Consider the following 11,991-nt stretch of genomic DNA (forward strand, 5'->3'; position numbering starts at 1 on the left):
CCCCTTCCACACCGGTCCCACCCCCGCTCGCCCCACCCCCGCCAGCCCCCTCGACCGCCATGAGCGCTGTAAGGCATTGATCGATGACGGCGTCGCCCTCCCTCACCCGCCCCTCCGCGCTGGCCCTGCTGATCACCGCGGTGGTCACCGGCGCGTTCTGCACGGTGTCGGTGGTCGCAGCCACGCCCGGCACCCGTGCCGTAGTCGGCTGGAGCCTCGGCGCCGCGGCGGCCCTGCTCAGCGCCGGTGCGTACGCCGTGACGCACAGCGTGCTGCGCAACCGTGTGCTGCGTTCCCGGCTCGCCGCGCTCAACGGCCAGATCAGCGCCCAGGAGGCCAACGCCGCCCGGCGCAGCGCCGACGCGGTACGCCTCGACGCGGCTCAGGCCGCCGAGCGCAAGGCCCTGATCGCCGCCCACACCGCCGAGCTCCGCCGGGCGGAGTCCGCGCGGGCCGCCGCGCTCGCCGCCACCGCCAACGCGGCCGGCCGTATGCAGGCGCTGGCCACCGGCATGCTCGCCGACCTGCGCGACATGGAGCACCGGCACGCCGACGAGGAAGTGCTCGGCGACCTCCTCCATCTCGACCACCGCACCGCGCAGGCGGGCCGCCTCGCGGACTCCATCGCCGTACTGACCGGGGCGCGTTCGGGCCGCCGCTGGGCCAGGCCCATCGTCATGGAGTCCATCCTGCGTGGCGCGATGGGCCGCATCGGCGGCTACCAGCGCGTACGTCTTCACTCGACCAGCGACGCGGCCGTCGCCGGGCACGCCGCCGAGGGTGTCATGCACGCGCTCGCCGAACTCCTCGACAACGCGGCCAACTTCTCGCCGCCGACCGCCGAGGTCCATGTGTACGTGGAGGAAGTGCCGGCCGGGGTGATCATCACGGTCGAGGACAGTGGTCTGGTCATGAGCGAGGTGCAGCTGCGCCGGGCCGAACAGGCGGTTTCCGGCCGGTCGTTGGACCTGGCCGGGCTCTCCGGCACCCGGCTCGGCCTCGCGGTCGTCGGCCGCCTCGCCCGCAAGCACGGCCTCACGGTGTCGTTCCGGCCCTCCGCGCGCGGCGGCACCGGCGCGCTGATGCTGCTCCCGCACGAGCTGATCACCCACGTCACCCCGGCCGCGCCCACCACCGGCGTACCGCAGGAGCCGAAGGCGCGGGAGGCCAAGGCCCAGAAGGCTCAGGAGGCCCGGGAGGCGGACGTCGAGCCGGAGGCCACCCACGAGCCGGCCGCCGAGCCCGCCACCGGAACCGGCGCCACGACCGCTGCCGCTGGTGACATCAGCGCCGAAACCAGTGGCGAATTCCCGCAGTTCGGCGAAAGCGGGCTGCCCAGGCGCAAGCGCGGGCGGGCGCTTGCCGCGGCGCACCCCGAGGGCCCCGACGCCCCGGCGGCCCCGAGCCGCGCCTCGACCGCCGCATCGGACGCGGCCGCCCGCTTCAGCAGCTTCCGCCAGGCCGTACGCGCGAACTCCCCCACCCCGGAAGGCAACACCGAATGACCGGCACCACCACCGACGAGAAGCTCAACTGGCTCCTGGAGAACCTCCTGGAGCGCACGCCGGGCGCCCGGCACGCCCTCGTCCTGTCCCGCGACGGCCTCAAGCTGTGCCGTACGCCGGAGCTCTCCGTCGACCAGGCCGACCAGCTGGCCGCGATCGCCGCGGGCATCCAGAGCCTGTCGCACGGGGCGTCGATGGAGTTCGGCGACGGAAGCGGCGGAGTGCGGTCCGCGATGGCCGAGTTCTACGGCGGCATCCTCTTCATCGTCGAGGCCGGCGAGGGCGCGCACCTCTCGGTGGTCGCCGCCGAGGACGCGGACGCCGGGCTCGTCGGCCACAACATGTCCGAGCTGGTGGAGCAGCTCGGCGAATACCTCAGCGCCGAGCCGCGGGCATGAGCAGGCCGGGCCGGGACGACTCGCCGGACCGGCTCTACACCCTCACCGGCGGCCGCAGCCGCTCCGGTTCGGACGCCTTCGACCTGGTCACGCTGGTGGTCACCGAGTCGGACCCGGTGCCCGGCATGCAGTCCGAGCACGTGGCGATCCTGCGCATGTGCCGCTTCCCGACGGCGGTCGTGGAGATCGCGGCCGAGCTCGGCCTGCCCGTCACGGTGGTCCGCATCCTGCTCACCGACCTGCACGACACGGGCCGCGTCAGCGCCCGCCACCCCCGCTCGGCCCACCGCCTTCCCGACCCCGACATCCTGGAGCAGGTGCTCGTTGGCCTCCGAAATCTCTGAACGGCCCGCACGCTCCGAACGGCCCGCGCTGGCGGGGACCGCGGACAATGGCCTGAAAATCGTCGTCGTCGGTGGTTTCGGCGTCGGAAAGACGACCATGGTGCGCTCGGTCAGCGAGATTCGTCCGCTGAACACCGAGGAGACCATGACCAAGGCGGGCGAGGCCGTGGACGACCTCGACGGGGTGCGTACGAAGACGGCCACCACGGTCGCCTTCGACTTCGGCCGCATCACCCTGGACGCGCACAACGTCCTGTACCTGTTCGGCGCGCCCGGCCAGGAGCGGTTCTGGTTCCTGTGGGACCGGCTGTTCGCGGGCACGCTCGGCGCGGTCGTCCTCGTCGACACCCGGCGCCTGGCCGACTCCTGGTACGCCATCGACCGCCTGGAGCACCACGGCACGCCGTTCGTCGTGGCGTGCAACGACTTCGGCGGGCCCCCGCACACCGAGGCCCAGGTCCGCGAGGCCCTCGACCTGCCGCCCGAGGTGCCGCTGATCCGCTGCGACGCCCGCTCCCGCGCGTCCAGCAAGACCGTCCTGATCACCCTCGTAGAACATCTCGCACGCCTGCAGAAGGCACCGGAGCTCACACCGTGACGAGCCACACCCCCGCCCCCGTCCCGCTGAGCGGCCCCCGGTTCCAGACCGAGCCGAACGAGCTGTACCGCGAACTGCGGCGCGACCACGGCGCGGTGGCGCCCGTCGTCCTGGACGGCGACGTGCCGGCCTGGCTGGTGCTCGGCTATCGCGAGCTGCACCAGGTCACCAGCGATCCGGTGCTGTTCTCGCGCGACTCCGACCTGTGGAGCCAGTGGGACCGCATCCCCGCCGACTGGCCGCTGCTTCCCATGATCGGCCGCAAGCAGCCGTCGATCCTCTACACCGTCGGGGAGCGCCACCGCGAGCGGGCCGCGATGGTCTCGGGCGCCCTGGAGGCCGTCGACCCGTTCGAACTGCGCAGCCACGCCGAGCGGTTCGCGGACGAGCTCATCGACGCGCTGTGCGGCGCGGGCAGCTGCGACCTCGTCGGCCAGTACGCGATGCTCCTGCCGGTCCGCGTCCTGGCCCGGCTCTACGGGTTCGCCGACGAGCAGGGCCCGGGCCTGGTCACCGCGATGAACGACATGATCAACGGCCGGGAGGGCGCCCTGGAGGGCCAGCGTCACCTGGCCGAGTCGATGTACGCGCTGCTCACCGCCAAGCAGGTCGAGCCCGGCGAGGACGTGGCGTCCCGGATGCTCGCCAACCCGTACGGCTTCTCCGTCGAGGAGGTCGGCCAGGACCTGATGGTGATGATGGCCGCCGGGCACCAGCCCACCGCCGACTGGATCGGAAACTCGCTGCGCCTGATGCTGACCGACGACCGGTTCGCGGCCTCGCTCGCGGGCGGCCGGCACAGCGTCGGCGAGGCCATGAACGAGGTGCTCTGGGAGGACACGCCCACCCAGAACGTGGCGGGCCGCTGGGCCGCCCGCGACACCCACCTCGGCGGGCAGCACATCCGGGCCGGTGACCTGCTCCTGCTCGGCCTGGCCGCGGCCAACGGCGACCCGCAGGTACGCACCGACGCGGGCGCGCTGACCGGCGGCAACAGCGCGTTCTTCTCGTTCGGGCACGGCGAGCACCGCTGTCCGTTCCCCGCGCAGGAGGTCGCCGAGGTCATCGCGCGCACCGGGATCGAGGTGCTGCTCGACCGGCTGCCGGACGTCGATCTCGCCGCGCCCGCCGGGAAGTTGACCCGCCGCCCGTCCCCGTGGCTGCGGGGTCTGACCGAGCTTCCCGTGACGTTCACTCCCACTCCCGCCCTTGGAGCAGCCCGATGAGCAGCCCGACGAAGTGCCCCGTGGACCACGACGGCGCGATCACCCTGGACCCGTTCGTCAGCGACCTCGACGCCGAGAGCGCGGCCCTGCGCGCGGCCGGTCCGCTGGTACGGGTCGTGCTGCCCGGCTCGGTGGCCTGCTACGCGGTGACGCACCACGCGGAGGCCCGCCGGCTCCTGACCGACCCGCGCCTGGTCAAGGACATCGACGTGTGGGGTGCCTGGCAGCGCGGCGAGATCCCGCCGGACTGGCCGCTGATCGGGCTGGCCAACCCGGGCCGCTCGATGCTGACGGTGGACGGCGACGAGCACCGCCGACTGCGGACCCTGGTCGCGCAGGCGCTGACCGTACGGCGCGTGGAGCGGCTGCGGGCGGGCATCGAGGCGCTGACGGCGTCCATGCTGGACCGGCTCGCGGCGCGTGAGGCCGGTGAAGTGGTGGATTTGAAGGCGGAGTTCGCCTACCCCCTGCCGATGAACGTGATCAGCGAGCTGATGGGTGTGGACGCGGCCGACCATCCGCGCCTGAAGTCCCTCTTCGAGAAGTTCTTCTCCACGCAGACGCCGCCGGAGGAGGTGCCGCAGATGATGGCGGACCTCGGCGAGCTGTTCGGGCGGATCGTCGAGTCCAAGCGGCAGGCGCCGGGCGACGACCTGACGAGCGCGCTGATCGCCGCCTCCGAGGACGGCGATCAGCTCACGACGGAGGAGATCACCAACACCCTCCAGCTGATGGTCGCGGCGGGCCACGAGACCACGATCAGCCTCATCGTGAACGCGGTGGTGGCCCTGGAGACGCACCCTTCGCAGCGCAAGCTGGTGCTTGACGGGGTGGTGCCGTGGGAGAACGTGATCGAGGAGACCCTGCGCTGGTCGACGCCGACCTCGCACGTCCTGTTCCGCTTCGCGACGGAGGATGTGGTGGTGGGTGACCGTGTCCTCGCGGCGGGGGAGGCGCTGATCGTCTCCTTCGGGGCGATAGGCCGTGACGAGGGCCGGCACGGGCCGACTGCGGGCGACTTCGACGTCACCCGCACCCCGGCTCCGGCACGCCACCTCTCCTTCGGCCATGGCCCGCACGTCTGCCCGGGCGCGGCCCTGTCCCGCCTGGAGGCGAGCGTGGCCCTCCCGGCTCTGTACGCCCGCTTTCCCTCCCTGACCCTGGCGGTCCCGCGGGCCGAGCTCCGCAACAAGCCGATAGTGACCCAGAACGACCTGTACGACTTGCCGGTACGCCTGACCTGAGCCGGCCCGGGGCGCCCTGGGGGCTCCGCCCCCAGCCCCCTGCTCCTCAACGCCGGAGGGGCTGAATTCCGGCCGCGGACCGTGGATGACTGAGCGCCCGTCCGGCGTTCGAGGACGAGCGCTCTTCAGGCGCGAACGGGAGTGCAGGGGGCCCTGGGCGGAGCCCCGGGCGGCCACGGCCCGCGCTGTGGGGACCGTCTCATCCGGCGGACCCGGCGGACCGGGTGGCCCAGAACCGGATACGCTCGCGAACGTGGCTGAGATCCAGATTCCCGCTGACATGAAGCCCGCCGACGGCCGTTTCGGCGCGGGCCCCTCCAAGGTGCGTACGGAGGCGCTGGACGCCCTGGCCGCCACCGGTACCTCCCTCCTCGGCACCTCCCACCGCCAGGCCCCGGTCAAGAACCTGGTCGGCGAGGTGCGCCAGGGCATCCGCGACCTCTTCTCCCTCCCCGAGGGCTACGAGGTGATCCTGGGCAACGGCGGCTCCACCGCGTTCTGGGACGTCGCGACGCACGGCCTGATCGAGAACAAGTCCCAGCACCTGAACTTCGGCGAGTTCTCCTCCAAGTTCGCGAAGGCCGCCAAGCTCGCGCCCTGGCTGGCCGAGCCGACCGTCATCAGCAGCGACCCCGGCACGCACCCCGAGCCGCAGGCCGAGGCGGGCGTGGACGTGTACGCGTTCACGCACAACGAGACCTCGACCGGTGTCGCCGCCCCGATCAAGCGCGTGGCAGGCGCCGACGAGGGCTCCCTCGTCCTGGTGGACGCCACCTCCGGCGCCGGCGGCCTGCCCGTCGACATCACCGAGACCGACGTCTACTACTTCGCCCCGCAGAAGTCGTTCGCCTCCGACGGCGGCCTGTGGCTCGCCGCGTTCTCACCCGCCGCCCTGGAGCGCGCCCAGCGCATCCACGCGGGCGGCCGCCACGTCCCGGAGTTCTTCTCCCTGCCGACCGCGATCGACAACTCGCTGAAGAACCAGACGTACAACACCCCCGCCCTGTCCACCCTGTTCCTGCTCAACGAACAGCTGAAGTGGATCAACGGCCAGGGCGGCCTCGCCTGGTCGACGGCCCGCACCGCCCAGTCCTCGGGCGCCCTGTACGGCTGGGCCGAAGACTCCAAGCACGCCGCCCCCTTCGTCACCGACCCGGCCAAGCGCTCCCAGGTCATCGGCACGATCGACTTCGCGGACGACATCGACGCCGCCGCCATCGCCAAGGTGCTGCGCGCCAACGGCATCGTGGACACCGAGCCGTACCGCAAGCTCGGCCGCAACCAGCTGCGCATCGCCATGTTCCCGGCGATCGACCCGTCGGACGTCGAGGCCCTGACGGCCTGCATCGACTACGTCATCGAACAGCTCTGAGCCTGCGCGGAAGAGGGCCCGGCACCGTGACGGTGCCGGGCCCTCACGCATTCCGGGCAAGCGGATACGTCCCCGCCTCACAGCGGGGCGGCGGGGCGGAGTGTCACGGCCGATAACCGCCCTATTCCGCAAGGGACTTGGTCCCTACCATCCAAAGCGATCCGGCGCGCACCGCACCACGGCCGGACCGGTCCGAAGGTTTGACATGTTCATGCCTCAACCATCATGGCTCGGCCATCGCGGCTCGGCCATGTCGCGTCGAGGGCATGAACGCTCGGCTGGACTCCCCACATCCACGCAAGGCCACCGACCAACCGATCGGAGCTTCACCATGCCCGGTGCACTTCTCGCAGGCGGCGCGACCGCAGCGTTCCTCGCGTCCTCGCTCTTCACCCAGGCGGCCCCCATCGCGCCGTCCACCATCATCGCGCCGCCCGACAAGATCGTGATCGAGGTCGCGACCGTCAACGGATCCGGCTGCCCCATCGGCACCGCCGCGGTCGCCGTCTCCCCGGACAACACCGCCTTCACGGTCACGTACAGCCAGTACCTGGCGCAGGTGGGCGCCGGCTCCAAGCCCACCGACTTCCGCAAGAACTGCCAGCTCAACCTGATCGTGCACGTCCCCTCGGGCTTCACCTACGCCATCGCGAGCGCCGACTACCGCGGCTACGCCCACCTGGAGAACGGCGCGAGCGCGACCCAGAAAGCCTCGTACTACTTCCAGGGCTCACCCGACACGGCGACCAGAACGCACCCGTTCAACGGCCCGTACGACAACGACTGGGAGGCCACCGACTCCACCGACTGGGGCCAGCTGGTCTGGGCCCCCTGCGGCGTGCAGCGCAACTTCAACATCAACACCGAACTGCGCGCGAACGCCGGCACCTCGGACCCGAAGACCAACAGCTTCATCGCCATGGACTCCACCGACGGCAACATCCAGACCATCTACCACCTGGCCTGGAAGCAGTGCCCGGACCAGCAGCGCTGAGCCGCGTCACGGGGCCCGCACCGCGAGGTGCGGGCCCCTCAGCCGCTGCGGCGCCTCAGTACGCGCTTGGCCCCCAGGCCGAGCACGGCGGCGCCCGCCAGAACCATCGCGCCCAGCAGATAGTTCCCGCTGCCCGCGCCATCACCCGAATCGGTGGAACTGCCGCCCGCCGAGGGCGACTTGGCGCCACCCTCCTTTAGAGGGACGCGCACCACGTCGCTGTCCGCCCCCTCCGAGCCGACCATCAGGGCCGCACCGTCCGGGGTGTACGTCACGGATTCGGACTGGGCCTGCACCGGCGTGCCCGGCACCGCGTGCCAGTCGCCGAGCGGATTCGTCCCGCCCTTCCAGGCGTATTCGGCCAGCGCGAAATACCCGCGCAGCGCCAGCTTCGTACCGTCCGGCGAGAACGCGCCGTCGGTCACCCAGGGCACCTCGCCGACCCGGTGGAAGACGTTCGTACCGGAGGCGGAGAGCTTGGCGGGGCCCTCGTAGAGGCCGCCGCCGCTCTCGCGCTTGGAGGCTATGTAGACCCGTCCGGTCTTCGGATGGACCATCAGCGCCTCGGCGTTGCGCGGCCCGTCGGCGTACTGGACGACGTACTGCGTGGCCTTGACCGTCTGGTCCCCCAGCCGGTCGGGCTCGTGGAAGCGGTAGATCCAGACGTGGCTCCAGGAGCCGTCCAGGTTGTCGCCGATGTCGCCGACATAGAGGTCGCCGTCGGGCCCGATCGAGATCGCCTCCACGTCGCGCGGCCGGCCGACGCCCTCCATGGTGACCCGCGCGACGGTCTGCCCGGTCTTCGCGTCCACGGCGTAGACGTACGCGCCGTCGCCGCTGTCGTTGTGCGTCCAGTAGACGCCGGGGTGGGCGCGGCTCGCGGCGAGGCCGCTGGACTCCTTGATGCGGGGGTCCTTGATGGTGAACCCGCTGTCGTCGGCCGCCGCCGGCCCCGCCGCACACATCAGGACGAGCCCGGCCACCCCGCACACCCTCAGAAGCGAACGCATCCCCCCAGTGTCCACGGCCGCGTCCGGTACCCGGGGTGTTCACCGTCACGTCGCAGCACCGCGTACCGATCGGTAATGATGACCCCCATGCGTTTTCTCTTCGTCGGCGACTCCATGACCATCGGATGCCCCGGCGACTTCACCTGGCGCCACCGCATGTGGCGCCACCTCGAAGCGACCTTCGACGGCCCGTACGAGATCGTCGGCCCGCGCACCGCGCTGTACGACCCGGCGGCCGGGGCGCCCGTCTCGCACGAGTACGCCGACCCCGCCTTCCCGCCCGCCGCCCGCCGCCACCTCGCGGGCTGGGGCGAGGGCTGGCTGCACATGGCCCCGGTGATCGGCCCGGCGGTCGCGGAGAGCCGGGCGGACGTGCTGCTCGTCTCGCTCGGCCTGATAGACCTCGGCTTCTACACGGACTCCGGCCAGACCGCCGCCAATGTGCGCGGCTTCGTCGAGGGCGCCCGCGAAGCCAACCCCCAGGTCCGCATCGCCCTGCTGCCCGTCATCCCGAACGTACGGGCCGAAGAGGACGCCCCCTTCGCGGCCGAGGTGGCCCGCTTCAACGAGCTGCTCGCCAAGGCGGTCGCCGACCTCGACACGGCCGCCTCACCGCTGCTGCTCGCCACCGTCCCGGACTCGTACGACATCCACAAGGACACCTACGACGGCACGCATCCTGGCCCGAGCGGCGAGCACAAGCTGGCGGCGGCCTTCGCTGACGCGCTGCACGGCGCCTGGGAGCTGGGCGCCCGCTACGCGCTGTAGGACGCCCGGTCCCTGACCGCGAACCGGCCTGCCTCGCACCGCACTTCGCAGGCGCCGGGACCGCCGAAGCGGATCGGCGTCACGGCGTGACGACGAGCTTGCCCTTGGTGTGGCCGCCCTCGCTCAGCTCCAGGGCCTTGACCGCGTCGGCGAGCGGGAAGGTCTCGGCGTGGCGGACGCGCAGCCGGCCCTCGGCGACCAGGCGGGCGTGGGCCTCGTAGATCGGTTCGGGGTCCGGCGTGGCCACGCCGCTGAAGGGGACGCCGTGAGCGGCGGCGCCCGTGTCGGCGATGGTGACGATGCGGGAGGTCGTGCCGCCGCGCAGCTCGATCGAGTCGGGCAGCGCGCCCTTGCCGGCCGCGTCGTACACCGCGTCGATGCCCTGCGGGGCGAGCTCGCGCACCCGCTCGACCAGGGCCGGCCCGTACGCCAGGGGTATCGCGCCCAGCTCGCGCAGGAAGGCATGGTTGCCCAGGGACGCGGTGCCGATGACCTTGGCACCCCGGGCCACGGCGAGCTGCACGCCGACCGAGCCGGTCACGCCTGCGGCACCGTGGATCAACAGGGTCTCGCCCTCGGTCAGTTCGAGCAGGCGCAGGACCCGCTCGGACGTCTCGCCCGCCACCGGAAGGGCGACGGCCTGCTCCCAGGTCAGCTCGGCCGGCTTGCGCACCACATGGGTGGCCAGGGCGTACTCGGCGTACGCGCCGGTGTCGGAGTGCCCGAACACCTCGTCGCCGACCGCGAACCCGGTGACGCCCTCGCCCAGTTCGTCGACGATGCCCGCCAGTTCCAGGCCCGGAACGGCCGGGAAGGTCACCGGGAACTTGTCCTGCATCCAGCCGTTGCGGATCCGGTAGTCGACCGGGTTGACGCCCGCCGCGACCACCTTCACCCGTACCTGGCCGGCGCCCGGCGAAGGCTTCTCGGCCTCGCCCAGGGCCAGCACCTCGGGGCCGCCGAACCGCTCGTACACGATCGCTTCCATCACAGCACTCCTCGTATCGCTCACTACGTCGTCCACGATGTGGCGGGTCGCCGTGCGATGGCCCACCGTGTGGTGGTTCACCACGTCGTGGGTCCAGCGTCCGTCGTCACCCGGCCCAACCCGGCCCGTCTTACGGCCGGTTCGACCTGGCCACAAGGCTGGGCACGGACGGCCGCGCCGACCGTACGCTGGGGCGATGGAGCCCCGCACGAGCCGCAGTACACCCCGCGCCGGTACCGGTACGACGCCCGCCGCCTTCGCGCTCGCGCGCGCCGCCGAGCTGGTGCGCGGGCCGATGGACCAGATCCTGCCGACCCTCTCCGAGGCCGTCGCGCCGCTGGTGGCGCACACGGTCGCCGCCGAACTGTCGGGGCACTGCGCCCACTCGCCGTTCAAGGTGCACGGCGACACAGGAGCGATCAGGGTCACCGTCAACGACCTCCAGGAGCTCGGCCCGCTCGTCACGCCGGGCCTCCCCTGGCAGGGCACGGCCGTGGTCGGCGGGGCGGAACAGGCCGTGGTGGCGGTCGCGAGCGAGGCCGCGCCCATGGCCGTGCGGCCGCCGCTGCTCGTTCTCGTACGCAAGTCGCCGGGAGCGTTGTTGACGGAGGCGGACGGCGAGATCGTCCAGCATCTGTGGGACCTGGTGACCGGCCATCGGGCCCGGCTCGCGATCGAGGCGGTGCCGGGCACGCTCGCCCAGTCGCGGTCCACCGCCGCCGAGCGGGCCCGCGTGATCGCCGAACTGGGCGAGGCCCACGAGGCCTCGCTCACCGCGCTGCTCGGCGTGCTGCGCAGCAAGAACCTGGAGGACCGGACGGCCCGCTCGCGCGCCGTCGACCTCGCGGTGTCCGCCCTGGTCGCGCTGCGCGCCGAGGCCGACCGGAACCAGGAGCTCACGGAGGAGCCGGCCGCCGAGGCCTTCGCCCGGCTCGCCGACTCCCTCAAGCCGCTGCTCCGCCACAGCGAGGTGCGGCTCGAATGCGCGCCGCCGGAGGCGGAGACCGCCGAGATGCCGGTCGCATCCGAAATCGCCCACCTCTCACGGGCCGCCGTACGCGCCCTGGTGCTCGCCATGGCCGGGCAGCAGGGGGTGCGCCGCATCCACGTGCGCTGGCGGATCGTCGACTGCCAACTGATCGCGTCCGTACGGGACGACGGGCCCGGCGAGCTGTCGCGTGCGGCGTTCGACAGCCACCGGGTGGCCCAGCGCCTGGCCGCGCTCGGCGGCACCCTCGCCGTGGACGCGCTGCCCGGCTGGGGCACCACGGTCACCGCGACCCTGCCGCTGGGCACGGCCCCGAGCCCGCGCGTCGACCCGCTGGCCGGGCTGCACCCGCGCGAGGCGGAGGTCCTCGGCCATCTCGCCCGGGGCCACCGCAACCGGACGATCGCCGAGGAGCTGCACATCAGCGAGTCGACGGTGAAGTTCCACGTCGCGAACATCCTGGCCAAGCTGGGGGTGAGCTCGCGCGGGGAGGCGGCGGCGATGCTGCACGCGGTGGCGTAGCCGCTCCCCTTTTCGCATGCCGGGTCGCGGCTGC

Annotated in this window: 12 protein-coding genes; 10 read left to right on the plus strand and 2 right to left on the minus strand. The window is 72.3% G+C overall.

The window, feature by feature from the left end; genetic code table 11:
- Positions 1-83: 83 nt before the first annotated feature.
- From IE206_RS10200 to IE206_RS10235, 8 genes are all read left to right on the plus strand, one after another.
- A complete protein-coding gene (locus IE206_RS10200; RefSeq protein ID WP_189961729.1) occupies positions 84-1,505 on the plus strand; it encodes a sensor histidine kinase in 1,422 nt (473 codons plus the stop codon).
- Positions 1,502-1,903, plus strand: coding sequence for a roadblock/LC7 domain-containing protein (locus IE206_RS10205; protein ID WP_189961730.1), 402 nt, complete (start codon positions 1,502-1,504; stop codon positions 1,901-1,903). Before IE206_RS10200 ends, IE206_RS10205 begins: the two co-directional genes overlap by 4 nt.
- Positions 1,900-2,247 carry a DUF742 domain-containing protein gene (locus IE206_RS10210; RefSeq protein WP_189961731.1) on the plus strand — a complete coding sequence of 116 codons (348 nt, stop codon included), beginning with the start codon at positions 1,900-1,902 and terminating at the stop codon, positions 2,245-2,247. The genes IE206_RS10205 and IE206_RS10210 overlap by 4 nt, the downstream gene beginning before the upstream one ends.
- The gene (locus IE206_RS10215) at positions 2,228-2,845 is read left to right on the plus strand and encodes a GTP-binding protein (RefSeq protein ID WP_189961732.1); all 618 of its coding nucleotides are present in this window, start codon (positions 2,228-2,230) and stop codon (positions 2,843-2,845) included. Before IE206_RS10210 ends, IE206_RS10215 begins: the two co-directional genes overlap by 20 nt.
- A complete protein-coding gene (locus IE206_RS10220) occupies positions 2,842-4,071 on the plus strand; it encodes a cytochrome P450 (RefSeq protein ID WP_189961733.1) in 1,230 nt (409 codons plus the stop codon). The genes IE206_RS10215 and IE206_RS10220 overlap by 4 nt, the downstream gene beginning before the upstream one ends.
- Positions 4,068-5,315, plus strand: coding sequence for a cytochrome P450 family protein (locus tag IE206_RS10225; protein ID WP_189961734.1), 1,248 nt, complete (start codon positions 4,068-4,070; stop codon positions 5,313-5,315). The genes IE206_RS10220 and IE206_RS10225 overlap by 4 nt, the downstream gene beginning before the upstream one ends.
- Positions 5,316-5,568: 253 nt before the next feature.
- Positions 5,569-6,687: a phosphoserine transaminase gene (serC, locus tag IE206_RS10230; RefSeq protein ID WP_189961735.1), complete on the plus strand. Its 1,119-nt coding sequence runs from the start codon at positions 5,569-5,571 to the stop codon at positions 6,685-6,687.
- A gap of 331 nt (positions 6,688-7,018) precedes the next feature.
- Complete coding sequence (locus tag IE206_RS10235) at positions 7,019-7,681, plus strand: DUF4360 domain-containing protein (protein WP_189961736.1); 663 nt, start codon at positions 7,019-7,021, stop codon at positions 7,679-7,681.
- Between the two features lie 38 nt (positions 7,682-7,719).
- On the opposite strand, the gene IE206_RS10240 is transcribed toward IE206_RS10235, so the two are convergent.
- A complete protein-coding gene (locus IE206_RS10240) occupies positions 7,720-8,691 on the minus strand; it encodes a PQQ-dependent sugar dehydrogenase family protein (protein ID WP_189961737.1) in 972 nt (323 codons plus the stop codon).
- Between the two features lie 87 nt (positions 8,692-8,778).
- Between IE206_RS10240 and IE206_RS10245 the strand changes: the two genes are divergently transcribed.
- Positions 8,779-9,459: a GDSL-type esterase/lipase family protein gene (locus IE206_RS10245; protein WP_189961738.1), complete on the plus strand. Its 681-nt coding sequence runs from the start codon at positions 8,779-8,781 to the stop codon at positions 9,457-9,459.
- Between the two features lie 79 nt (positions 9,460-9,538).
- On the opposite strand, the gene IE206_RS10250 is transcribed toward IE206_RS10245, so the two are convergent.
- A complete protein-coding gene (locus tag IE206_RS10250; RefSeq protein WP_189961739.1) occupies positions 9,539-10,447 on the minus strand; it encodes an NADP-dependent oxidoreductase in 909 nt (302 codons plus the stop codon).
- Positions 10,448-10,643: 196 nt separating this feature from the next.
- On the opposite strand from IE206_RS10250, the gene IE206_RS10255 reads away from it, so the two are divergent.
- The gene (locus IE206_RS10255) at positions 10,644-11,957 is read left to right on the plus strand and encodes a helix-turn-helix transcriptional regulator (RefSeq protein WP_189961740.1); all 1,314 of its coding nucleotides are present in this window, start codon (positions 10,644-10,646) and stop codon (positions 11,955-11,957) included.
- Positions 11,958-11,991 lie beyond the last annotated feature (34 nt).

The sequence above is a fragment of the Streptomyces violascens genome (assembly GCF_014649955.1).
GTDB classification, from domain to species: Bacteria; Actinomycetota; Actinomycetes; order Streptomycetales; family Streptomycetaceae; genus Streptomyces; species Streptomyces violascens.